Origin of the sequence: Streptomyces sp. NBC_01384, assembly GCF_045040035.1 — a bacterium.
Classification (GTDB): Bacteria; Actinomycetota; Actinomycetes; order Streptomycetales; family Streptomycetaceae; genus Streptomyces.
In genome coordinates, this window is the sequence record NZ_CP109559.1 from 2,622,497 (window position 1) to 2,645,419 (window position 22,923).

Annotated in this window: 21 protein-coding genes; 12 read left to right on the forward strand and 9 right to left on the reverse strand. The window is 71.4% G+C overall.

The annotated features are described in order from the left end of the window. Positions 1 to 121 precede the first annotated feature (121 nt). Positions 122 to 478 carry a HesB/IscA family protein gene (locus OG747_RS11815; RefSeq protein ID WP_405879274.1) on the reverse strand — a complete coding sequence of 119 codons (357 nt, stop codon included), beginning with the start codon at positions 476 to 478 and terminating at the stop codon, positions 122 to 124. A gap of 323 nt (positions 479 to 801) precedes the next feature. Here OG747_RS11815 and nadA point away from each other — a divergent pair, with 323 nt between their 5' ends. Continuing rightward, complete coding sequence (gene nadA / locus OG747_RS11820) at positions 802 to 1,986, forward strand: quinolinate synthase NadA (RefSeq protein WP_266414701.1); 1,185 nt, start codon at positions 802 to 804, stop codon at positions 1,984 to 1,986. Positions 1,987 to 2,308: 322 nt separating this feature from the next. Here nadA and OG747_RS11825 read toward each other — a convergent pair whose 3' ends face one another. The 4 genes from OG747_RS11825 to OG747_RS11840 all read right to left on the reverse strand — a co-directional run bounded on the left by OG747_RS11825 (position 2,309) and on the right by OG747_RS11840 (position 5,453). Further along, complete coding sequence (locus OG747_RS11825; RefSeq protein ID WP_405879275.1) at positions 2,309 to 2,992, reverse strand: response regulator; 684 nt, start codon at positions 2,990 to 2,992, stop codon at positions 2,309 to 2,311. Continuing rightward, complete coding sequence (locus OG747_RS11830; protein WP_405879276.1) at positions 2,989 to 4,209, reverse strand: sensor histidine kinase; 1,221 nt, start codon at positions 4,207 to 4,209, stop codon at positions 2,989 to 2,991. The genes OG747_RS11825 and OG747_RS11830 overlap by 4 nt, the downstream gene beginning before the upstream one ends. Before the next feature lie 141 nt (positions 4,210 to 4,350). After that, positions 4,351 to 4,629: a hypothetical protein gene (locus tag OG747_RS11835; RefSeq protein WP_405879277.1), complete on the reverse strand. Its 279-nt coding sequence runs from the start codon at positions 4,627 to 4,629 to the stop codon at positions 4,351 to 4,353. A 29-nt stretch (positions 4,630 to 4,658) separates the two neighbouring features. After that, a complete protein-coding gene (locus OG747_RS11840) occupies positions 4,659 to 5,453 on the reverse strand; it encodes a PspA/IM30 family protein (RefSeq protein ID WP_405885512.1) in 795 nt (264 codons plus the stop codon). Between the two features lie 246 nt (positions 5,454 to 5,699). On the opposite strand from OG747_RS11840, the gene OG747_RS11845 reads away from it, so the two are divergent. Then, positions 5,700 to 6,326 carry a DUF3043 domain-containing protein gene (locus OG747_RS11845; protein ID WP_405879278.1) on the forward strand — a complete coding sequence of 209 codons (627 nt, stop codon included), beginning with the start codon at positions 5,700 to 5,702 and terminating at the stop codon, positions 6,324 to 6,326. Positions 6,327 to 6,409: 83 nt separating this feature from the next. Beyond that, the gene (locus OG747_RS11850) at positions 6,410 to 7,120 is read left to right on the forward strand and encodes a class I SAM-dependent methyltransferase (protein ID WP_405879279.1); all 711 of its coding nucleotides are present in this window, start codon (positions 6,410 to 6,412) and stop codon (positions 7,118 to 7,120) included. A 67-nt stretch (positions 7,121 to 7,187) separates the two neighbouring features. Here the strand turns inward: OG747_RS11850 and OG747_RS11855 are convergent, their stop codons facing one another. After that, positions 7,188 to 7,400: a hypothetical protein gene (locus tag OG747_RS11855; RefSeq protein WP_405879280.1), complete on the reverse strand. Its 213-nt coding sequence runs from the start codon at positions 7,398 to 7,400 to the stop codon at positions 7,188 to 7,190. Between the two features lie 185 nt (positions 7,401 to 7,585). Here OG747_RS11855 and OG747_RS11860 point away from each other — a divergent pair, with 185 nt between their 5' ends. Then, entirely contained in the window at positions 7,586 to 8,785 is a 1,200-nt protein-coding gene (locus tag OG747_RS11860) for a bifunctional adenosylcobinamide kinase/adenosylcobinamide-phosphate guanylyltransferase (RefSeq protein ID WP_405879281.1), read from the forward strand. Between the two features lie 62 nt (positions 8,786 to 8,847). On the opposite strand, the gene OG747_RS11865 is transcribed toward OG747_RS11860, so the two are convergent. Beyond that, on the reverse strand, positions 8,848 to 9,912 hold the full coding sequence (locus tag OG747_RS11865) for a class I SAM-dependent methyltransferase (RefSeq protein ID WP_405879282.1): 1,065 nt from the start codon (positions 9,910 to 9,912) through the stop codon (positions 8,848 to 8,850). 151 nt (positions 9,913 to 10,063) lie between these two features. On the opposite strand from OG747_RS11865, the gene cobT reads away from it, so the two are divergent. From cobT to OG747_RS11880, 3 genes are all read left to right on the forward strand, one after another. After that, positions 10,064 to 11,146 (forward strand): nicotinate-nucleotide--dimethylbenzimidazole phosphoribosyltransferase, encoded by a 1,083-nt coding sequence (cobT, locus tag OG747_RS11870; protein ID WP_405879284.1) that lies wholly within the window; start codon positions 10,064 to 10,066, stop codon positions 11,144 to 11,146. Between the two features lie 216 nt (positions 11,147 to 11,362). Next, the gene (locus OG747_RS11875) at positions 11,363 to 13,159 is read left to right on the forward strand and encodes a phosphatidylglycerol lysyltransferase domain-containing protein (protein WP_405879285.1); all 1,797 of its coding nucleotides are present in this window, start codon (positions 11,363 to 11,365) and stop codon (positions 13,157 to 13,159) included. A 48-nt stretch (positions 13,160 to 13,207) separates the two neighbouring features. Then, positions 13,208 to 13,921 carry a hypothetical protein gene (locus tag OG747_RS11880; RefSeq protein WP_405879286.1) on the forward strand — a complete coding sequence of 238 codons (714 nt, stop codon included), beginning with the start codon at positions 13,208 to 13,210 and terminating at the stop codon, positions 13,919 to 13,921. Here OG747_RS11880 and OG747_RS11885 read toward each other — a convergent pair. Continuing rightward, positions 13,858 to 14,625: a hypothetical protein gene (locus OG747_RS11885; RefSeq protein WP_405879287.1), complete on the reverse strand. Its 768-nt coding sequence runs from the start codon at positions 14,623 to 14,625 to the stop codon at positions 13,858 to 13,860. The genes OG747_RS11880 and OG747_RS11885 overlap by 64 nt on opposite strands. Before the next feature lie 98 nt (positions 14,626 to 14,723). Between OG747_RS11885 and OG747_RS11890 the strand changes: the two genes are divergently transcribed. The 4 genes from OG747_RS11890 to sucB all read left to right on the forward strand — a co-directional run bounded on the left by OG747_RS11890 (position 14,724) and on the right by sucB (position 21,055). Continuing rightward, positions 14,724 to 15,506 carry an adenosylcobinamide-GDP ribazoletransferase gene (locus OG747_RS11890; RefSeq protein ID WP_405879288.1) on the forward strand — a complete coding sequence of 261 codons (783 nt, stop codon included), beginning with the start codon at positions 14,724 to 14,726 and terminating at the stop codon, positions 15,504 to 15,506. 295 nt (positions 15,507 to 15,801) lie between these two features. Beyond that, positions 15,802 to 17,343 carry a leucyl aminopeptidase gene (locus OG747_RS11895; RefSeq protein WP_405879290.1) on the forward strand — a complete coding sequence of 514 codons (1,542 nt, stop codon included), beginning with the start codon at positions 15,802 to 15,804 and terminating at the stop codon, positions 17,341 to 17,343. 404 nt (positions 17,344 to 17,747) lie between these two features. Beyond that, positions 17,748 to 19,136 (forward strand): dihydrolipoyl dehydrogenase, encoded by a 1,389-nt coding sequence (gene lpdA / locus OG747_RS11900; protein WP_405879291.1) that lies wholly within the window; start codon positions 17,748 to 17,750, stop codon positions 19,134 to 19,136. Between the two features lie 110 nt (positions 19,137 to 19,246). After that, complete coding sequence (sucB, locus tag OG747_RS11905; RefSeq protein ID WP_405879292.1) at positions 19,247 to 21,055, forward strand: 2-oxoglutarate dehydrogenase, E2 component, dihydrolipoamide succinyltransferase; 1,809 nt, start codon at positions 19,247 to 19,249, stop codon at positions 21,053 to 21,055. A gap of 93 nt (positions 21,056 to 21,148) precedes the next feature. Here the strand turns inward: sucB and OG747_RS11910 are convergent, their stop codons facing one another. Beyond that, positions 21,149 to 21,838: a hypothetical protein gene (locus OG747_RS11910; RefSeq protein ID WP_405879293.1), complete on the reverse strand. Its 690-nt coding sequence runs from the start codon at positions 21,836 to 21,838 to the stop codon at positions 21,149 to 21,151. Between the two features lie 357 nt (positions 21,839 to 22,195). Here OG747_RS11910 and OG747_RS11915 point away from each other — a divergent pair, with 357 nt between their 5' ends. Then, positions 22,196 to 22,819: a GntR family transcriptional regulator gene (locus tag OG747_RS11915; RefSeq protein ID WP_405879294.1), complete on the forward strand. Its 624-nt coding sequence runs from the start codon at positions 22,196 to 22,198 to the stop codon at positions 22,817 to 22,819. The last annotated feature ends 104 nt before the right edge of the window (positions 22,820 to 22,923 follow it).

A 22,923-nucleotide genomic window follows, 5' to 3' on the forward strand; every position in this document is an offset into this window, starting at 1 on the left:
TACGCGAAGGCGGCGTCCCTGTCGGAGGGGGACGCCGCCTTCGTACACGTTCAGCCGTGTGCCACGAGTCGTGAGCCATGAGTCGTGAGCCATGACGGCTACGGACCCGGCCGGGCCGGGCTCAGCTGAAGGAGTCGCCGCAGGCGCAGGAGCCCGTCGCGTTCGGGTTGTCGATCGTGAAGCCCTGCTTCTCGATGGTGTCAACGAAGTCGATGGACGCGCCGCCCAGGTACGGAGCGCTCATGCGGTCGGTGACGACCTTGACGCCACCGAAGTCCTTGACGACATCGCCGTCGAGGGAGCGCTCGTCGAAGAAGAGCTGGTACCGCAGGCCGGAGCAGCCGCCGGGCTGAACGGCGACGCGCAGCGCCAGATCGTCGCGGCCTTCCTGGTCGAGCAGGGCCTTGACCTTGTCCGCGGCGGCGTCGGACAGGATGATGCCGTCGCTCACGGTGGTGGTCTCGTCCGATACGGACATCTGCTTCTCTCCCGGGTTGTACGGAGACTGCTTGCCGACGGTTGCAACCGGCGGGGCCGCGGATTCATTCCGGGCCGAGAGTCTGTCTTTGCCGTTGTCTTTCCGTTCTCTCCTCTCATGCTCGCACATGCGCAAGAACGCGAACAGCGGCCTGTGGACAACCGTCGGGCAACCGTCCGGGATTCACGTCACATCGACGCTATGGACGTCGTCAAAGTGACGTGAACCGGTTATGATAGATAGCGTCAATTCGACGAAAAGGCATGTCCCGCTGGATCGCCCCCGTGATCCAAGCGAGCCGCAGAACAGAAAGGGTGCGTGTCGTGACCACCGCCCAGACCCAGGAGCTCGACGTACAGCCGACGCCCCTCGCCCTGCTGCTGCTCGGCCGTGAGGCCGACCCGAGGAGTGAGCGCGGCGTCGAGTGTCCCGGCGACCTGCCCTCGCCGTCCGACCCGGACCTGGTGGAGCGCGCCCGCGCGGCCAAGGAAAAGCTCGGGGACAAGGTCTTCGTACTCGGCCACCATTACCAGCGCGACGAGGTCATCCAGTTCGCGGACGTCACGGGCGACTCGTTCAAGCTGGCCCGGGACGCCGCCGCACGCCCCGAGGCCGAGTACATCGTCTTCTGCGGCGTGCACTTCATGGCGGAGTCCGCGGACATCCTCACCTCCGACGACCAGAAGGTCGTCCTCCCCGACCTGGCCGCCGGCTGCTCCATGGCCGACATGGCCACCGCCGAGCAGGTCGCCGAGTGCTGGGACGTGCTGACCGAGGCCGGGGTGGCCGAGCAGGTCGTGCCCGTCTCGTACATGAACTCGTCCGCCGACATCAAGGCGTTCACCGGCAAGCACGGCGGCACGATCTGCACCTCCTCCAACGCCCAGCGGGCCCTTGAGTGGGCGTTCGAGCAGGGCGAGAAGGTCCTGTTCCTCCCCGACCAGCACCTCGGCCGCAACACCGCCGTCCGTGACATGGGGATGAGCCTGGAGGACTGCGTCCTCTACAACCCCCACAAGCCGAACGGCGGCCTCACCGCGGAGCAGCTGCGCGACGCCAAGATGATCCTGTGGCGCGGCCACTGCTCGGTCCACGGCCGCTTCTCGCTGGACTCGGTGAACGACGTCCGGGAGCGCATCCCCGGCGTGAACGTCCTCGTCCACCCCGAGTGCAAGCACGAGGTCGTGTCGGCGGCGGACTACGTCGGCTCCACGGAGTACATCATCAAGGCCCTGGAGGCCGCTCCCGCCGGCTCCAAGTGGGCCATCGGCACGGAGCTGAACCTCGTCCGCCGCCTGGCGAACCGTTTCGCTGCCGAGGACAAGGAGATCGTCTTCCTCGACAAGACGGTCTGCTTCTGCTCGACGATGAACCGCATCGACCTCCCCCACCTGGTCTGGACCCTGGAGTCCCTCGCCGAGGGCAACCTCGTCAACCGCATCGAGGTGGACAAGGAGACGGAGGCCTTCGCGAAGCTGGCACTGGAGCGGATGCTGGCGCTGCCGTAACCCGCGCCCGCGCCCGCGCTCTGCGAGTACGCCGATGGGGTGCCCCTTCCGCCGAGGGGGCACCCTGTCGTTCTCACGGCCACGACTCGGACCTTGCCGGTTTCCGGCTCCCCGGCCCCGGCCCCAGCCCCGGCCTCCGTCGGCCGCGCGGGCGTGCCGGCCTTCGCCGCCCGCTTCTTCGCCCGCGCTCCTTGCGGTCAGGCCGCCGATGACGACCACCGCGAGCGGCTGGGCGATGAACATCACCCGGAGCCGATCCGTAGCCCCTGGGTCCATTCCCTTACGCGGAACCCACTGCGGGCGCGGTACGACCCGGTGGAGTTCACTCCACCCTTGGCCGTACCAGCCCCGACTCGTACGCGATGACGACGAGTTGGGCCCGGTCGCGCGCGCCGAGCTTCGCCATGGCCCGGTTGACGTGTGTCTTCACGGTGAGCGGACTGACTTCGAGCCGCTCGGCGATCTCGTCGTTGGAGTGCCCTCCCGCGACCTGGACGAGCACCTCGCGCTCGCGGCCGGTGAGCGCTTCGAGCCGCTCGGCGCGGGCGGGGTCCCGCGCCTCGTCCGAACCGTCGCCCTGCGCGAGGAACTTGGCGATCAGCCCCTTGGTGGCCGCCGGGGACAGGAGCGCCTCGCCGCCCGCCGCGATCCGGATGGCGTTCAGCAGTTCCTCCGGTTCCGCGCCCTTCCCGAGGAAGCCGGACGCCCCGGCCCGCAGCGACTGCACCACGTACTCGTCGACCTCGAAGGTCGTCAGCATGACCACCCGTACGTGCGCGAGCCCGGGATCGGCGCTGATCAGCCGGGTGGCGGCGAGCCCGTCGGTGCCGGGCATCCGGATGTCCATCAGGACGACGTCGGCACGCGCCTCCCGGGTGAGCCGCAGTGCCTCCGCGCCGTCGGACGCCTCGCCGACGACCTCCATGTCGGGCTCGGAGTCGACGAGGACACGGAACGCACTGCGCAGCAGCGCCTGGTCGTCGGCGAGCAGGACACGGATGGTCATGCGGAGTCCCCCAGGGCAGGCGTGCGGTTCTTGACGGGAAGGATGGCATGGACCCGGAAGCCGCCTCCGTAGCGGGGACCGGTGGTACAGGTACCGCCGAGCGCGGTGACCCGCTCACGCATCCCGAGCAGCCCGTGCCCGCCGCCCTCTTCCGGTCCGTCGTCCTGCCCGGGCCCGTTGTCGAGGACGGTCACTTCCACGTTCGGCCCCACGCGTACGACGCTGACCTCGGCCTTCGCCTCCGGGCCCGCGTGTTTGCGCACATTGGTGAGGGCTTCCTGGATGACGCGGTACGCGGCGAGGTCGACGGCGGCGGGGAGGGTGGTGCCGTGGTCGGCGCGGGCGACTTCGACGGGGAGGCCCGCGTTGCGGAAGGTGTCGGCGAGTTCGTCGAGGCGGGCGAGGCCCGGGGCGGGTTCGGTGGGGGCCTCGGGGTCGCCGGACTGGCGCAGCAGGCCGACGGTGGCGCGCAGTTCGTTCAGCGCCGAGCGGCTGGCGTCGCGGACGTGCGCGAGGGCTTCCTTCGCCTGGTCCGGGCGCTTGTCCATGACGTGGGCCGCGACACCGGCCTGGACGTTGACGAGGGCTATGTGGTGGGCGACGACGTCGTGCAGGTCGCGGGCGATGCGCAGGCGTTCCTCGGCGACCCGGCGGCGGGCCTCCTCCTCACGGGTTCGTTCGGCCCGGTCGGCGCGTTCACGGATGGCTTGGACGAAGGCGCGGCGGCTGCGTACCGCGTCGCCCGCGGCGGCGGCCATGCCCGTCCAGGCGAAGATCGCGAGGTTTTCCTGCGCGTACCAGGGCAGGGGGCCGACGAGCATCGCGCAGGCCGTCAGCACCGTCATCGTGAGCAGGCCGACGCGCCAGGTGGTGGGGCGGTCCGTGGCCGAGGCGACGGTGTAGAGGGCCACGACGGCGGACATCACCACCGGGGCCCTGGGGTCGCTGGCCACCAGTTCCACGGCGGAGAGGGCGCCTGTGGTGACGAGGATCGTCCTGGGGGCGCGGCGGCGCAGGACGAGGGCGGCCGCGCTGAGCACCATGAGGGTGAGGCTGAGGGTGTTCGGGGTGTGGGCACCCCAGGTCGCTCCGTTCTCGCCGTGGGGGTCGATGAAGGAGCTGGCCATCATGGAGACCAGTACGCCGGTCGCCAGGGTGGCGTCCAGGGCCATCGGGTACGCGCGGAGTCTGCACTTCGTGCGCTCTAGGGTGCTCACCCGGTTTACGGTACGGGGCCCTTGCGGGGGGCGGAACGGTTGCCCCACCGGGCCTCCAACCGGGCCTCCAGGGGCGCCGCGCCCCCTGGCCCCCAGCCGCAAAAGAACCCACCCGCGCGGCGGCCCCCGGCGGGAAGGGCGTCAGCCGGGGATCAGGCCCTCGCCGCTCAGCATCTCGCGGACCTCTTCGAGGGTCGCGTCGGGAGACGGGAGGATGAGTTCCGAAGGTTCGAGGGCGTCGTCGGGGAGCCGAGCGCCGAAGCGGCGGACCTGGTCCAGGAGGGTGGTCAGGGTGCGACGGAAGCCCGCCTCGTCACCGCTCTCCATCTCGGCGAGCAGTTCGTCGTCCAGCTTGTTCAGCTCGGTGAGGTGGCCGTCGTCCAGCCTCACCTGCCCCTCCCCCATGATCCGTACGATCATGTCGCCCTCCTCAGGCGCCTAGGCGTGGGTCACTGCTTGTCGAAGCGCGGGGTGTCCTGCGGCTGGGACTGTGACTGGGACTGTCCCGTACCGCCCTCGATCGCCTGCTGTGGCGAGGAGCCACCAGCGAGCTCGGCCTTCATGCGCTGCAGCTCCAGCTCTACATCCGTACCACCGGAGAGCCGGTCCAGCTCGCTCTGGATGTCGTCCTTGGCCAGACCGGACTGGTCGTCGAGCGCACCGGAGGCGAGCAGTTCGTCGATCGCGCCGGCGCGGGCCTGCAGCTGCGCGGTCTTGTCCTCGGCACGCTGGATCGCCATGCCGACGTCGCCCATCTCCTCGGAGATGCCGGAGAAGGCCTCTCCGATGCGGGTCTGCGCCTGGGCCGCCGTGTAGGTCGCCTTGATCGTTTCCTTCTTGGTGCGGAAGGCGTCCACCTTCGCCTGGAGGCGCTGCGCGGCGAGGGTGAGCTTCTCCTCCTCGCCCTGCAGGGTCTGGTGCTGTGTCTCCAGGTCCGTCACCTGCTGCTGGAGCGCGGCGCGGCGGGAGAGCGCCTCGCGGGCCAGGTCCTCGCGGCCGAGCGCCAGCGCCTTGCGGCCCTGGTCCTCCAGCTTGGTGGACTGGTTCTGGAGCTGGTTCAGCTGCAGTTCGAGGCGCTTGCGGCTGGTCGCCACATCCGCGACGCCGCGGCGCACCTTCTGCAACAGCTCCAGCTGCTTCTGGTACGAGTAGTCGAGGGTTTCGCGCGGGTCCTCGGCCCGGTCAAGGGCCTTGTTCGCCTTCGCGCGGAAGATCATCCCCATACGCTTCATGACACCGCTCATGGGCTTCGCGCGCCCCCTTCTGACGGACTCCAGCTCCAGGTACTGCAACAGAACCCACAGTACGGGCCCTGCATCCATTACCGCACTGTTCGGGGACTGATGCGCTCATCCCCAAGGACGACTGAGTACGGCACCGCTCCGGCGTAGGGAGTAGGTGGGACTCGGGGTCCGCCCGTACACAACGTCCCCTCTGTCCCACTACAGACGCACGGTGTTGCCGGATCGTTCCCCACTCGAACGACGTCCATGCCGCCGCACCCCGTACCCTTGGGTTTTGTGTTCCGTAGCCGTGCCAAGGAAGAGAAGGCCCCCGCCGACAAGGCGGCGGTGACCGACTCCAAGCAGACCCGTGACCCGCAGGCCCCTAAGGGCCGCCCCACGCCCAAGCGCAGTGAGGCCCAGACCCAGCGCCGCAGCGTCGCCCAGACGCCGACGACGCGCAAGGAGGCGGCCAAGCGGCAGCGCGACGAGCGCCGTAGCCAGATGGAGCGCCAGCGCCAGGCGCTGGCCAACGGCGACGAGCGCTATCTGCCCGCCCGTGACAAGGGGCCGGTGCGGAAGTTCGCACGCGACTTCGTGGACTCGCGCTTCTGCATCGCGGAGTTCTTCCTGCCGATGGCCGTGGTCATCCTCGTGCTGAGCATGGTGCGGGTGGGCTCGCTGCAGAACATCGCGCTGCTGTTGTGGCTCGTGGTGATCGTGATGATCGTGGCCGACTCGATCGGTATCGCGATCCGCCTGAAGAAGCAGCTGGCCGCCCGCTTCCCCGACGTGCCCAAGAAGGGCGCGGTCGCCTACGCGCTGATGCGCACCCTCCAGATGCGTCGACTCCGGCTCCCGAAGCCGCAGGTCAAGCGCGGAGAGCGGCCCTGAGCACGACGTCTTTCTCAGGTGGCGCGGCGGATGCCTGGCTGAGCAAGCTGGGCGGGCTGCGTGATGTCGTACGGCAGGAGCTGGTGGCCCGGCAGCTCGACGAGCAGATAGCCGGCCGCTTCCCGGTCGGACAGCGGCTGCGGGTGCTCGACGTCGGGATGGGCCAGGGCACACAGGCGCTGCGGCTGGCCCGCGCCGGGCATCAGGTGACCGGCCTGGAGCAGGACGCGAAGATGCTCGCCGTGGCCCGGGAGGCGCTGGCCGCCGAGCCCGAGGGCATCCGAAGCCGGGTACGGCTCATCGAGGGCGACGGGCGCGAGACGGGCGTGCACTTTCTGCCGGGCAGCTTCGACGTGGTGCTGTGCCACGGCGTACTGATGTACGTCGAGGAGCCGGACCCGCTGCTCGCGGGACTGGCGCGGATGCTGGCCCCGGGCGGGCTGCTCTCGCTGCTGGTCCGCAACGCCGACGCGCTGGCGATGCGGCCCGGGCTGTCCGGTGACTGGACGTCGGCGCTGGCCGCGTTCGACACCGACGCGTACGTCAACCGGCTCGGCCTCGCCGTCCGCGCCGACCGGCTCGCCACGCTGACGTCGACGCTCGCGGGGATCGGGGCGTCGTTGCACGCCTGGTACGGCGTGCGGGTCTTCACGGACACCGCGCCCGACGGGGCGGCGATTCCGGAGAACCCGGAGGACATCAAGACCCTCCTGGCGGCGGAGGAGCGGGCCGGGCGGACGGACCCCTATCGCCGAGTGGCGGCCCTGCTGCATCTCTGCGGGGTACGCGGCTGATCGGCCCCTGTCCGTACGTGAACGTGTAACGGGGTTGCCGGAAGCGGTCCCGGCAACCCCCACCGGCCTACTCAGGCTCGGCGTGCAGGCTCATCGGCCCGTAGATCTGCGTGCTGTCCTCGAAGAGGAACACCTGGTCCGCGCCACCCTCCAGGAGGTCCTTCCACACCTCGCCGATCCAGGACTCCGCGTCCCCCTGCGTGGTGAACTCCTCGGGCTGCACCGCGGGTTGGACCTCTGTCCCGTCGGACTTCTCGAACCGCCACGTCCATGCCGTCATGTACGCCTCCCAGGTATGAACACACTGCACAGCGAAAGCCCGACAAGATCCGGCTCCTGCCCGAAGCGTAGGCGCTCCGCTGGGCGGGGGACAGAAGATCGCGAGTCGTGGGACAAGTTGCGGGTCGTGGGGCCGGCGCTGCACCCGAACGCGCGCCGCCTACGTCAGCACGGGAAAATCAGGGCGTGGAACTGACTCTGCTCGGCACCGGCGCCCCCGAGGGCCTGCCCCGCCCCGACTGTCCCTGCGCGGCCTGCGCGACCGCGCTCGGCGAGGACGCGCGGGCGGCCACCGCGCTGCTCGTGGACGGCACGCTGCTGCTCGACCTCACGCCCGGTGCCGCGTTCGCCGCGGCCCGCGCGGGGCACTCGCTGGGCGGCGTACGGCAGGTACTGCTCTCGCATCCGCACGGCGGGCCCCCGGTCGAGGTGCCGGCGGGGCTGCCGCAGCCCGTGCGGGTTCCGGACGGCAGCGAGCTGGCGCTGCTGACCGGGCACCGGGTGCGGGCGGTGCCTATGGACGCGCCCGGCACGGGATACGCGGTGACCGGGCCGGACGGGCAGCGGCTGCTGTATCTGCCGCCGGGCGCGGCGCCCGCCGGGCTGGAGCAGAACGGCGACTCGTACAACATGGTGGTCGCCGATGTGGTGGGGCGCCCGGACGCCCTGGCGAAGCTGCGCGCGGTCGGGGCCGTCGGGCCGGCGACGGACGTGATCGCGGTCCACCTCGACCACGATGTGCCGCCGGGCCCCGAACTGCGGCGGCGGCTCGCGGCGGCGGGCGCGCGGGCGGTGCCGGACGGGACGACGCTCGACGTGGGCGTGTACGAGGACGTACCGGACGTGCCGCGGCGCACGCTCGTGCTCGGCGGGGCGCGTTCGGGCAAGTCGGTGGAGGCGGAACGGCGTCTGGAGGCCTTCCCCGAGGTGCTGTACGTCGCGACGGGCGGGTCCCGGGGCGGGGACAACGAGTGGGCATCGCGTGTGCACGCCCACCGTGAGCGGCGGCCCGGTTCCTGGCGCACCGTCGAGACCTGCGACCTGGTGCCGCTCCTGGAGGAGTCCGGCCCTCCCCTCCTCATCGACTGCCTCTCCCTGTGGCTCACGGACGCGATGGACTCCGTGAACGCCTGGGACGACGCGGAGTGGGCCGGCGGCGGCGAACGCGCGCTGCGGGCCCGCGCCGAGGAACTCACCTCCGCCGTCCGCGGCACCCGCCGCACCCTCGTCGCCGTCTCCAACGAGGTCGGCTCCGGCATCGTCCCCGCCACCGCCTCCGGCCGCCGCTACCGCGACGAACTCGGCCGGCTGAACGCGGGGTTCGCGGCGGAGTGCGAGCAGGTGTTGCTGGTGGTGGCGGGGCAGGCGCTGGCGCTGCGGGGCTGACTCCGGCTCAGCCCTGGATCAACTCCGGTTCGGCCCTGGCTCAACTCCGACTCAGCCCCGGCTCACACCTGTCTGCGGGCGATGATGCGGTACGCGTTCGAGAAACGGGTGCGGCGCAAGACCGGGGCCAGCGCTTGGTCCAGGGCGCAGGCCGAGGCGAGCAGCGGGACGGACGCCCGGGTCAGCACCGTGTGCAGGGTGCGCCGGACGGGCGTCGGCGGGGTCGGCCGCCAGGGGGCGTCGGGGTCGGGCAGGACACGGCCGAGGGCCAGCGCGAGGGCGCCCGCGAGGTCGTAGGGGATGTGCGGTTCGCGGCGGTCCGTCGCGACGATCTCGCAGCCCAGGGACTCCAGTTCGCCCAGCAGGTTGGGCAGCGGCATGAGGTGGAGGTGGCGCGGCTGGCCGTACGACACCCACCACTTGCCCAGCAGCGCCCCGAACGCGCAGTCGGGGTCGGGGACTTCGACGAGGAGGTGCCCGCCGGGCCGCAGGACCACCAGGGCGGCGCGCAGCTCCTCGCGCGGGTCGGGGGTGTGCTCCAGATGGTGGAACATGCTCACCACGTCATAGCGGGCGCGCAGCCGCCCGGCGATCCGGGGGTCGGTGAGCCGGCCGCGGTGCGCCTCCTCGACCCGCCCGGCCGCCCGCGCCTTCTCGACCCGCCGAGTGGGGTCGAGCCCGTCGAAGGCCGTGTACGGGTGGACCTCCTTGGCGACGGCCGGGAAGTGCCCGTGTCCGGTGCCGACGTCGAGCCAGCTCTCCGGGTCGGCGTGCGGCAGCAGTGCGCGGGCGGCGGACCGGTGGCGTCCCCGGCTGCCGCGGTCACCCAGGAGCCGGTCGGTGAGGCCGTCGAGTCCTTCGTGGAAGTCCCGGTGGTAGAAGGCCAGGCCCTCCGCCGTGAGCCGGGGGTTCTGGAAGGCGTGGGCGCAGTCCTCGCACTCGTCGACGACGAACGTACCGGGCTTGCGCTGCACCAGGTCCGGCGTACGCAGCCGGGTGCGCAGCCGTGTCGAGCCGCACCAGGGGCAGTCCCCCCGGCGCGGCTCGTGGAACCGGTCGGTGCCCCGCGCGAGTTCGGCCGCGTAGGCGGCGCGGCGTGCGGCGATCGGGGGTGGTGTGGGGGGCATGGGCGCTCCGGGGGACGGCGGGGTGGGGGGACGGTGGGACGGACGACCGGACCGTACGACAATCCGACACAAACGGTACGTAGTGGATCGTGATCCGGGGCGCAACGACGTGGCGCGGACGTGTTCGATCGCTGCCGGTACTGTTCGGCGAATGAGCTCGCTTAATCTCGACGACTTCACCGATCTGATCGAGCGCCCCGACGGAGGCGTGCGCCGGAACGCCGAGGCGCGCAGGGAGCGCCAGATCGTGCCGCCCGGAGCACTGGGCCGCCTCGACGACCTGGGTGAGTGGCTGGCGGCGGCGCAGTCCGCGGTGCCGGTGCGGCCGATCGAGCACCCGCGTGTGGTGCTGTTCGCGGGCGACCACGGGGTCGCCGAACTCGGCGTGTCGGCGCGGCCCGCGGGCAGCGCCGAGCAGTTGGTGCGGGCCGTCCTGGAGGGCGCGAGCCCGGCGGCGGTGCTGGCGCGCCGGCTGGGTGTGCCGGTGCGCGTGGTCGACATGGCGCTGGACTGCGATCCGGCGGGGCTGCCGGAGGACGTCGTACGGCACCGGGTGCGGCGCGGGTCGGGGCGGATCGACGTCGAGGACGCGCTCACCCCGGAGGAGGCGGAGGCGGCATTCCTGGCGGGGGTCGCCGTCGCGGACGAGGAGGCGGACTCCGGTACGGATCTGGTGGTGCTCGGCGATGTGAGCGTCGGCGGGACCACCGTGGCGGCCGTGCTGGTCGCGGCGCTGTGCGGGACCGACGCGTCCGTGGTCACCGGGCGGGGCGGGCGGGCCATCGACGACCTCGCGTGGATGCGCAAGTGTGCCGCCGTACGGGACGCCTTGCGGCGGGCCCGGCCGGTGCTCGGGGATCAGCTGCAGCTGCTCGCGGTGGTCGGCGGCGCGGACCTCGCGGCGATGACGGGCTTCCTCCTGCAGAGTGCGGTGCGGAAGATGCCGGTGATCCTCGACGGGGTCGTCTCGGCCGCGAGCGCCCTGGTCGGGCAGCGGGTCGCGTTCCGGGCGCCGGACTGGTGGCTGGCCGGCCAGAACAGCGGCGAGCCGGCCCAGGCGAAGGCCCTGGACCGCATGGCCCTGGAACCCCTCCTCGACCACGGGGTCACGGTCGGCGAGGGCGCGGGCGCCCTGCTCGCCCTCCCCCTCGTCCAGGCCGCCGCCGCCCTGGCCGCCGAACTCCCTGAAACACCGGTCCCCGAGCCCGAGGCCTCCGGCCAGGACGAGAAGTAACCGGGCTCCGCCCCCGCCACTGATGAGCGCGGGGGCGGGACCGGACGGTTACGGGCCAAGGCCCCGACCCCCGGCCGGCAGAAGCGTCCCGCAAGGCGCGCGGGGCTGTGACATGTGCGGCTCCGCAGAAACCCACCCCGCAACAAACCCCCGGTCCGCATCACCCGTATCGCCCCTCCCCCGCACGGCACACACCGCCCCATATCATCGCCCTTTATGGGAGATGCCCGAATTGCCGTCGATCAGGAGCGGGTCCCGGCCCGCCAGGGGGAAAGGGACCGCCGGTCCACGGGAGCCTCGCGGAGAGCCGCCGCCTTCACCGTCTGGTACTTGCGGGCGGTCACGTTCATCAACTTCCTCAGTGCCGTGTGGGTGTCGCTCGGGCAGGACGTGCGCCGGCACAACACCGAGAACTTCTTCACCCCGTACCTGCTGACGGCAGGATTCGCGTCGGGTGTGTTCACGATGTTCCTCGCCATCACCATGCGTCGCCGCAAACGGGCCGCGTGGATCCTCAACTTCGTGCTCAGCGGGCTGTTCCTGCTGCTGTTCGCCGTCGCGATGGCATTCCCGGAGATCCGGCAGTACGCGCAGAACTGGATCTCGCTCGCGCTGACCGCCGCGTTCGTCGCCTCGCTCGTCATCGGCCGCCGGGAGTTCTACGCGAAGGGCGACCGGTCGAACCCCAGGCTCGCCGCGGCCGTCGGCGTCGGCGGTCTGCTCGTCGCCTCACTGCTCGCCGCACTGCTGGTGACGGTCACCAACAGCGCACAGGACGCGTACCGTTCGACCTTCTGGGACCGCTGGCGCTACGGCACCCTGCGGCTGGTCTCCGTCGCCGCCGACGACTCCCGCTTCCAAGGCCTGGAGATCCCCAACCGGGTCAACGTCGCCATCAACGTGCTCAGCACCCTGCTGGTCCTCGCCGTGCTCTACGCGGCCTTCCGCTCCCGCCGCGCCGTCGACCCGCTCACCGAGGACGACGAGAAGCGGCTGCGCATGCTGCTCGACAAGAACGGCGACCGCGACTCGCTCGGCTACTTCGCGCTGCGCCGGGAGAAGAGCGTGGTCTGGTCGCCGACCGGCAAGGCCGCGGTCGCGTACCGCGTCGTCGGCGGGGTCTCGCTGGCCTCCGGCGACCCGATCGGCGATCCGGAGGCATGGCCCGGCGCCATCGAGCCCTGGCTCTCCGAGGCCCGCGCGCACGGCTGGATCCCGGCGGTGATGGGCGCGAGCGAGGAGGCGGGCACCGTCTACTCCCGGCACGGGCTCGACGCCCTCGAACTCGGTGACGAAGCGATCGTCGAGACCGCCGAGTTCACCCTCGAAGGACGCGCGATGCGTACGGTCCGGCAGGCCTACAACCGGGTCAAGCGGGCCGGGTACGAGGTGCGCATCCGGCGGCACGAGGACATCCCGGCCGACGAGATGGCGTACCTCCTGCGCCGCGCCGACGACTGGCGGGACGGGGCCACCGAGCGCGGGTTCAGCATGGCGCTCGGACGGCTCGGCGACCCGGACGACGGGCAGTGCGTGATGCTTGAATGCACGGACAAAGACGGTGAGTTGCGGGCGCTGTTGTCCTTCGTGCCGTGGGGGCCGCAGGGGCTCTCCCTCGACCTCATGCGGCGCGACCGCGACTCCGAGAACGGGCTGATGGAGTTCATGGTGATCGAACTCCTCCGTCGCGCCCGGGAGATCGAGATCACTCAGGTCTCACTCAACTTCGCCATGTTCCGTTCCGTCTTCGAACGTGGCGCGCGCCTCGGGGCCGGACCGGTCCTGCGGCTGTGGCGCTCGCTGCTCAGCTTCTTCTCTCGCTGGTGGCAGATCGAGTCGCTGTACCGGGCCAACGCCAAGTACCGGCCGATCTGGGAACCCCGGTTCCTGCTCTTCGAGAAGAGCGCGGACCTGCTGCGCATCGGAGTCGCGTCCGCGCGCGCCGAGGGGTTCCTGGAGGCACCGGGACTGCCGAAGTGGCTGCACCGCAGGCACCTGGAGTCGCACAGATGAGGCAGGCGGGGGCGGACATTGGACGGCAGGACGGACGGGGACCTCTGCATGAACACACTCGCCCGCTTCGCCCGCGCCGAATGGGGACTGGTGTACGTCACCGTGCGCGAGGCAGTCGCCGAGCGGGGTTGGCGGGCGATGCCGGTGACACTCGGGGCCGTCTGTCTGACGGCCCTCTTCCAGTTCGTGCAGAACCAGTCCTGGGGCTTCCAGTTCATCCAGAACATCGGCTCCGTACGGGCCGAGGAGCCGCTCTGGCTCGCGCTGCTGCGTACCCCGCTCTCCCTCTTCGTACCGGCTCTGGACCTGCCGGTGTGGGGCGCGCTGATCCAGATCCTCGTCGTGTTCGGGATCGCCGAGATCTGTCTGGGCTGGTGGCGGATGCTCGTCATCGCGTACGCCGCCTCGCTGGCCGGGACGCTCTGCGCGCGCATGGCGATCGCGCTCGGCCCGCACAACCCGCTGGCGCTGCCCGCGGCGGACGCACGCGTCGTGGACACCGGGCCCTCGGCGGCGGTGGTCGGGCTCGCCGTCTTCGTCGCCTGGCGCTATCGCGCGTACTGGACGGCGTGGGGGGTGATCGCGGCGATGGTCGTCGAGGTGACCGTCAAGGAGAACCTGGCGGGCAAGGAGCACATCGCCGCGCTCGCCGCGGTCTTCGTGCTCTACGGGATCTCGATGCTGCGTCACCGTCATGGTCACCGGCGGCCGGGCAGGGAGCGGACGGGATCCGGATCGGGTTTGCCGCCGATCCAGTCCTGAAGCCTGCGGCTCGGGCCGGACCAGCGGAGGTCGTGATGGTAGGCGCGCAGCTGTGACCTGGCCCGGGCGCGCGGTCGGCGGCCGTAGAAGCGTCTGGCCCAGGGCGAGGCCGGGCGGGCCAGCCGGACGGCGCCGATGAGGGCGAGGAACGGGACGATCACGCCGAAGATCGCCATACGGGCCTTGCCCTTGCTCAGGGCGAGCAGGGCGAAGAGGAAGTTCAGGGCGACGGTCAGGATGGCACCGACGCGGTCCTGCAGTTCCTGCTGGGTCATGTCGTTGACCCCGAACGGCAGGAAACCGAGGAGGACCAGCCCGACGAGGGCCGCCGTGACCAGCACGACCTCGACGCTCTGGCGGCCCTCCTCGCTCCAGTAGACGTCGTCGAGGTGCAGGATCAGCGCGAACTCGTCGAGCACCAGTCCCGCGCCCATCCCGAACAGCACGGCGCACAGGGACGCGCCGAAGCCGTACCGGGAGCTGCCCACCGCGCCGAAGCCGCCGACCACGGTCAGCACGACACCGGGCACCACGTGGTGGATGTGCAGACCGCCCGCCTTGACGTTGCCGAACGGGCCCTTGCCGGCGCGGATGAGCCGGACGATGACACGGGTGATCACAAAGGTCAGCACGAAGGAGGCGAGCGCCAGCAGGAGCGGCAGCTTTCCCGGCTCAATGATGTTCCGGTACAACCAATGACCCATATTGCGCACTTTATCCACGACTGTTGTCCACGGCCGTTGTCCACGACCGCCCTACCCGCCCTCCGCCGGCCCCGTACCTCCCCGGGTACCCTGCGCCGGTGTCCAGGACCCCTCTCCCCCACGGCCTCCGCTTCGCCTTCGGCACCCTGACCGTGCTCCCCGTCACGGTGACCCGCTGGGACCGCGAGGCGGCGCGCGGCGGAATGCTGTGCGCCCCCATGGCCGGGCTGGTCGTCGGGGCGGGCGCGGCCCTGGTGGGCGTGGCACTCCTCGCGATGGGCGCGGGCCCGCTGCTCGCCGCCGTCGCCACCGCCGCCGTACCCGCCGCGCTCACCCGCGGCCTGCACCTCGACGGGCTCGCCGACACCGCCGACGGCCTCGGCAGCGGCAAGCCCGCCGAGGACGCGCTGCGCATCATGAAGCAGTCCGACATCGGCCCGTTCGGCGTGATCACCCTGCTCTTCGCGCTGCTCGCCCAGGTCGCCGCGCTCTTCCAGGCGTACGACGCCTCGTGGGCCCGGGGCGTGCTCGCGGCCGTCGTCTCGGCGACCGCGGCCCGTCTCGCCCTCACCCTGGCCGCGCGCACCGGGGTGCCCCCGGCCCGCCCCGAGGGCCTGGGCGCGGTGGTCGCGGGCACAGTGCCCGTGCGTGGCGCCCTGCTGGTGGCGCTCGCCGTCGTCGGCGCGGCGGCGGCCGCGGGCGCGCTCCTGGGCCCGTACGACCTCGTCCGCGCCCCACTGGCGGTCCTCGCCGCCTGCGCGAGCGCCGAACTGCTCCTGCGCCACTGCACGCGCCGCTTCGGCGGCATCACCGGCGACGTCTTCGGCGGCCTCGCCGAGACGGCGGCGACCACCGCTCTCGTGGTGCTCTCCCTCGGCTGAACGTTCACGAGGGTGACCGGTGCCGCGGCCCACACCCCACAGGAGTGTGACTCCGGTCACCGGGAGTGAAGGGTGTGAAGTGGCGACGACGCCGCCGAGAGGTGAACACCCGTAGGAATGAGCGAAACCCGGTGGCGCGCGTAGGCTCGTCCTCGGCACTCCTCCGGCCCGGTCCCGGCTGGGTTTCCGCCCCGATCTAGGGTCTGTCCGACGGCAGATCCCCGGGGTCTGCCACGGGCCCGGCCGACCCACCCCCTCGGCCGCAGCAACTCAATGGAAGCGAGATTTCACCACCGTGACTGCTCTGACTCTCAGCACCGCCGCAGCGTCCGGCCTGCGCGCCGACGCGATCGTCGTCGGTGTCGCGAAGGGCGCCGGCTCCAAGTCCGGGGACCTGGTCGTCGCACCGGGCGCCGAGGCCGTGGACAAGGCGTACGACGGCGCACTCGCCCGCATCCTGGAGACCCTCGGCGCATCCGGCGCCGAGGGTGAGGTGACCAAGCTGCCCGCGCCGTCCGGCTTCAAGGCACCCGTCGTCATGGCCGTCGGCCTGGGAGCGGTCCCCGAGAAGGACGACACGTTCGACGCCGAGGCGCTGCGCCGCGCGGCCGGTGCCGCGGCCCGTGCGCTCGCCGGCGCCAAGAAGGCCGTCTTCGCCCTCCCCATCAGCGACGTCGCCGACGCGGGCGCCCTGGCGGAGGGCGCGGCGCTCGGCGCGTACGCCTTCGACGCCTACAAGGAGAACGGCAAGAACGGCAAGGACGCGAAGAACGGCAAGGCCCCCCTCGCCGAGGTGACGCTGCTCGGCGGCAAGCCCCGTGACGCCGCGTACAAGGCGGCCGTCGCGCGCGCCACCGCCGTGACCGAGGAGCTCAACCGCGCCCGCGACCTCATCAACACCCCGCCGAACGACCTCAACCCCGAGGCCTTCGCCGCCGTCGCCACCGCGGCCGGCAAGGAGCACGGCATCAAGGTGCAGGTGCTCGACGAGAAGGCCCTCGCGAAGGGCGGCTACGGCGGCATCCTCGGCGTCGGCGCGGGCTCCGCCGCCGCTCCCCGCCTGGTGAAGCTGTCGTACACCTCCCCGAAGGCCTCGAAGCACCTCGCCTTCGTCGGCAAGGGCATCACCTACGACTCGGGCGGCATCTCCCTCAAGCCCGCCGGGCACAACGAGACGATGAAGTGCGACATGAGCGGCGCGGCGGCGGTCTTCGCCGCCGTGGTCGCCGCGGCGCGCCTCGGCCTGGAGGTCAATGTCACCGGCTGGCTGGCGCTGGCGGAGAACATGCCCTCCGGTTCCGCCACCCGCCCCGGTGACGTGCTGCGCATGTACAGCGGCAAGACCGTCGAGGTCCTCAACACGGACGCCGAGGGCCGGCTCGTCCTCGCCGACGCGCTGTGGAAGGCGTCGGAGGAGAAGCCGGACGCGATCATCGACGTGGCGACGCTGACGGGTGCGATGGTGCTGGCGCTCGGCAACCGCACCTTCGGTGTGATGGCCAACGACGACGCCTTCCGTACGGCGATCGTCGAGGCCGCGGAGGAGGTCGGCGAGGAGTCGTGGCCGATGCCGCTGCCCGAGCACCTGCGCAAGGGGATGGACTCCCCGACCGCCGACATCGCCAACATGGGTGAGCGGATGGGTGGTGGACTGGTCGCCGGTCTGTTCCTGAAGGAGTTCGTGGGCGAGGGCATCACGTGGGCGCACCTGGACATCGCCGGGCCCGCGTTCAATGAGTCCGGGCCGTTCGGTTACACCCCCAAGGGCGGCACCGGGTCGGCCGTTCGCACCTTGGTCCGTATCGCCGAGCTGACCGCGGTCGGGGATCTCGGCTAGAGACGCTCCACGGCCCCGGGTGCCGGGGTGACAAGTCGGACGCTGTAGGCGAATCCGCCGCGGGCAGGGTGTCGGCCGCGGGAATGTGACACTCGCAGGGCGAGTGTCACATTCCCGCGGCCCGCATACAGGAGGCCTGGTGCCGACGAAGGCCCGTCGCCCACCCCGTCGACGGGATGCGCCAACAGCATCCGACCAAGTCGCCGGGGGCCGTTGGTCCGCCGAGAACCGGACAGTGCGACGCCTCACACACGGGCCCGGCGTCTCGAACGCTCCCGACAAGTGCGAAGATGGGTTCTCGGCAGGACAGGGCCCCCACCACAGGGCCGAAGAAGAGCGGCCGGACACCAGCCGCCGACCGGTCACTGGAGACCGGCGTGGCGCACATGCATGGAGGACGTGACGTGGCGAACGACGCCAGCACCGTTTTCGACCTAGTGATCCTCGGCGGTGGCAGTGGCGGTTACGCCGCGGCGCTCCGCGGGGCGCAGCTGGGTCTGGACGTCGCCCTGATCGAGAAGGACAAGGTCGGCGGCACCTGCCTGCACCGGGGATGCATCCCCACCAAGGCCCTGCTGCACGCGGGCGAGATCGCCGACCAGGCCCGCGAGAGCGAGCAGTTCGGCGTCAAGGCCACCTTCGAGGGCATCGACGTCCCAGCCGTCCACAAGTACAAGGACGGGGTCATCTCGGGCCTGTACAAGGGTCTGCAGGGTCTCATCGCGTCCCGCAAGGTGACGTACATCGAGGGTGAGGGCCGACTGTCCTCCCCCACCTCGGTCGACGTGAACGGCCAGCGCATCCAGGGCCGCCACGTGCTGCTCGCGACCGGCTCCGTGCCGAAGTCGCTGCCGGGCCTGGAGATCGACGGCAACCGGATCATCTCCTCGGACCACGCCCTCGTCCTGGACCGCGTGCCGCAGTCCGCGATCATCCTGGGCGGCGGTGTCATCGGCGTCGAGTTCGCCTCCGCGTGGAAGTCCTTCGGCTCGGACGTCACGGTCATCGAGGGCCTCAAGCACCTCGTCCCGGTCGAGGACGAGAACTCCTCCAAGCTTCTTGAGCGCGCGTTCCGCAAGCGCGGCATCAAGTTCAACCTGGGCACCTTCTTCTCGAAGGCCGAGTACACCCAGAACGGTGTCAAGGTCACCCTCGCCGACGGCAAGGAGTTCGAGGCCGAGATTCTGCTCGTCGCCGTCGGCCGCGGCCCGGTCTCGGCCGGTCTCGGTTACGAGGAGCAGGGTGTCGCCATGGACCGCGGCTATGTCCTGGTCGACGAGTACATGCGGACGAACGTCCCGACCATCTCCGCCGTCGGTGACCTGGTCCCCACGCTCCAGCTCGCGCACGTCGGCTTCGCCGAGGGCATCCTGGTGGCGGAGCGTCTGGCCGGTCTGAAGGCCGTTCCGATCGACTACGACGGCGTGCCCCGGGTGACGTACTGCCACCCCGAGGTCGCCTCCGTGGGCATCACCGAGGCCAAGGCCAAGGAGATCTACGGCGCGGACAAGGTCGTCGCACTGAAGTACAACCTCGCGGGCAACGGCAAGAGCAAGATCCTGAACACCGCGGGCGAGATCAAGCTCGTCCAGGTGAAGGACGGTGCCGTGGTCGGCGTCCACATGGTCGGCGACCGCATGGGCGAGCAGGTCGGCGAGGCCCAGCTGATCTACAACTGGGAGGCGCTGCCCGCCGAGGTCGCCCAGCTCATCCACGCCCACCCGACGCAGAACGAGGCGCTCGGCGAGGCCCACCTGGCCCTCGCGGGCAAGCCGCTGCACGCGCACGACTGATCAGCCACCGGCTGACCCCTCAGCCACCGGCCGTACCCAGTCACCGCGTCGCCCCTGGGCGCGACGACGACCACAGACTTCCGCACCATTCGTAAGGAGCAACAGAAACCATGGCGGTTTCCGTAACCCTTCCGGCGCTCGGTGAGAGCGTCACCGAGGGCACTGTCACTCGCTGGCTGAAGGCCGAGGGCGAGCGCGTCGAGGCCGACGAGCCGCTGCTGGAGGTGTCGACGGACAAGGTCGACACCGAGATCCCCTCCCCCGTCTCCGGTGTGCTCTCCTCCATCAAGGTCGCCGAGGACGAGACGGTCGAGGTCGGCGCCGAGCTGGCCGTCATCGACGACGGCACGGGCGCGCCCGCCGCCGCCCCGGCCCCCGCCGCCGAGCCCGTGGCCGCTCCGGCTGCTCCGGCCGCTCCGGCCCCCGTCGCCGAGGCCCCCGCGGCCCCGGCCCCGGCCGCTCCCGCCGCCCCTGCCGCGCCTGCTGCCCCTGCAGTCGGCGGCGCCACCGGTACCGACGTCGTGCTGCCCGCCCTGGGCGAGTCGGTCACTGAGGGCACCGTCACCCGCTGGCTGAAGGAGGTCGGCGAGGAGGTCGCGGAGGACGAGCCGCTGCTCGAGGTCTCCACGGACAAGGTCGACACCGAGATCCCCGCGCCGGTCGCCGGTGTGCTGCTGGAGATCGTGGTCGGCGAGGACGAGACCGCCGAGGTCGGCGCGAAGCTCGCCGTCATCGGCGCCCCGGGCGCGGTTCCGGCCGCCGCTCCGGCCCCCGCCGCTGCCGCCCCGGCCCCGGCCGCCCCCGCGGCTCCGGTGCCCGCTCCGGCTCCGGCCCCCGCTGCTCCGGCCGCCCCGGTGGCGCCCCCGGCTCCGGTCCAGGCCGCTGCCCCGGTCGCACCCGCCGCGCCCGCTCCGGCCCCGGCGCCGGTCGCCGCGCCCGCCCCCGTCACCCCGGCCCCGGTACCCGCCGCCGCACAGGCCACCGACGAGGGCGCCTACGTCACCCCGCTGGTGCGCAAGCTCGCCGCCGAGAACGGCGTCGACCTGGCCGCCGTCAAGGGCACCGGCGTCGGCGGCCGTATCCGCAAGCAGGACGTCATCGCCGCCGCCGAGGCCGCGAAGGCCGCCGCCGCTGCCCCGGCTCCGGCCGCCGCAGCAGCTCCGGCCGCCAAGAAGGCTCCGGTCCTGGAGGTCTCCCCCCTCCGCGGCCAGACCGTCAAGATGACCCGCATCCGCAAGGTCATCGGCGACAACATGGTGAAGGCCCTGCACGAGCAGGCCCAGCTGTCCTCGGTCGTCGAGGTCGACATCACCCGTCTGATGAAGCTCCGCGCGCAGGCGAAGGACTCCTTCGCGGCCCGCGAGGGCGTCAAGCTCTCCCCGATGCCGTTCTTCGTGAAGGCGGCGGCCCAGGCTCTGAAGGCCCACCCGGTCGTCAACGCCCGGATCAACGAGGCCGACGGCACGATCACCTACTTCGACACCGAGAACATCGGTATCGCGGTGGACTCGGAGAAGGGCCTGATGACCCCGGTCATCAAGCACGCGGGCGACCTCAACATCGCCGGCATCGCCAAGGCCACCGCCGAACTGGCGGGCAAGGTCCGGGCCAACAAGATCACCCCGGACGAGCTGTCCGGCGCGACCTTCACCATCTCCAACACCGGCTCGCGCGGCGCGCTCTTCGACACGATCATCGTGCCGCCGAACCAGGTCGCGATCCTGGGCATCGGTGCCACGGTCAAGCGTCCGGCCGTCATCGAGACGGAGGAGGGTACGGTCATCGGCGTCCGCGACATGACCTACCTGACGCTGTCCTACGACCACCGTCTGGTGGACGGCGCCGACGCCGCCCGTTACCTGACCGCGGTCAAGGCGATCCTGGAGGCGGGCGAGTTCGAGGTCGAGCTCGGCCTGTAATCGCCGCGAGTCCCGCTTGTGCGCTGCCCCCGTCCGGAACGTTCCGGACGGGGGCTTCGCGTTTCATCCCCCAGTGAGTGACCGCGGCGTGAATCACCGCGGCGTGAGGGTGTGGTCCGACCACAGCACCAGCGTCTCCACCCACATGTTCGGGATCTCCGTCTGGTACGCGGGTGTCAGGTGCCGCGTCCGGTACGCCCTGAGGACGTCGTACGTGGCGTCCAGGCAGTCGCGCGAGCCGAGGTCACCCGTCTCCGGGTCGACGCCGACGAGGAAGCCGCGCCCCTCGACCGTACGGATCATGGCGCGGGCGGCGGTCACGTCACTCGTCGACGAGGACGTGCAGCGGTAGCGGCTGTACGGATGGGTGGACCTGCCAGGGAAGTGCGCGTCCCGGGACATGTCGCCGAGCATCCGGGCGTAGGTGCCCTCGGCGTGCCAGGCGCCGATGTCGTGGCCGGGCGCGATGTAGAGCGCGTTCGTCGGGTTCTCCACCGCGCCGTACACCCAGCGGTCCGTGCCCGTGATCCGGAAGCCCCAGCCGGTGTGCCCGAACTTCTGCGCGCCGTCCGGCTTGACGAAGACACAGGCCCCGCCGGGACCGGCCGGCTGCCCGGCGGATGCGCCCGAGGTGCCGTGCGACCGCGTCACGCTCGGCTGCGCGGCCGCCTCCGTGTCCGTGGGCCGGCATCCCGTCAGGCCCACCACCATCCCGGCCGCCGCGACCGCGATCCCCCAGCGGATTCCCCGCTTCCGTCCCCATCCGCCCATGCCATCCCCCATGCCATCCCCCTGGCCTTCATGGGAGCGCCCCGTGGGAACCCTGCGGGAACCCCTGCGCCGAAACCCTTGTGCCGACCCACACACCGTGCGGGGCCCGCGGGTTTCGCGGGTGACACGGACGTGACGCCTCCGGGCCCCACCCGGTACGGGTCTTTACAAAGGCGGCCCCCCTGGGGGCGTGTAAGTCTCGTCTCACCTGCATAAAAGCGCCCCCGTGCGCCTCTCTCCGAGAGGGATGCGGCCTTATTGTCTAAACGTCAAACGCCCTCAGGTCCCGCCCGTCGCCCGACCACCACCCCTCAACGAGGCCCTCCGGGCCGAAGCACTTAATTCAAAGCCCCTCCCGAAGGAGCCTTCATGACCGCGCCCGTCGTCCACTCGCTGCGCGAACAGATCCGCGAGCACATCGTGGAGGGGATCGTCAGCGGGCGCTGGAAGCCGGGCGAGCGGATCGTGGAGCGGCGGATCGCGACCGAGCTGGAGGTCAGCCAGACGCCGGTGCGGGAGGCGCTGCGCGAGCTGGAGTCGCTGCGGCTGATCGAGTCGGCGCCCAACAAGGGCGTCCGCGTGCGGAACCTGACCGCCGCCGACCTGGAGGAGAGCTACCCCGTACGGGCCGGTCTGGAGGCCATCGCGGCCGAGCTGGCGGCCGAGCGGCTCGCCCAGGACTGCTCGGCCCTGGAGCCGCACGTCGCGGCGCTGTACGAGGCCGACCGGCTGGCGGACGGCACCGGCCAGGTCCGTCACACCGTCGCCTTCCACCGCGAACTCGTGCGCGCCGCGGACAACTCCGTCCTCCTGCACACCTGGGAGGGCCTGGGCATCGAGGTCTTCACCGCCCTGTCGATCCGCTGGCTGGGCACGGTCCAGCAGTCGTACGCCGAGGAGCACGAGGCGCTCGTGGACGCATTCCGGCGCCGGGATCCACTGATCGCCGACCTGGTGAAGGCACACGTACTGGGCTGCGCGCCGCGCCCTTGACACAGCCGAGCACACCCTTGCTCACCTGGGAAAACCCTGGGAATCCAAGGCACCCGGTGCCTGCCATGAAGGCACCCCGTGCCGACTTTCTCGATCTGGAGAGG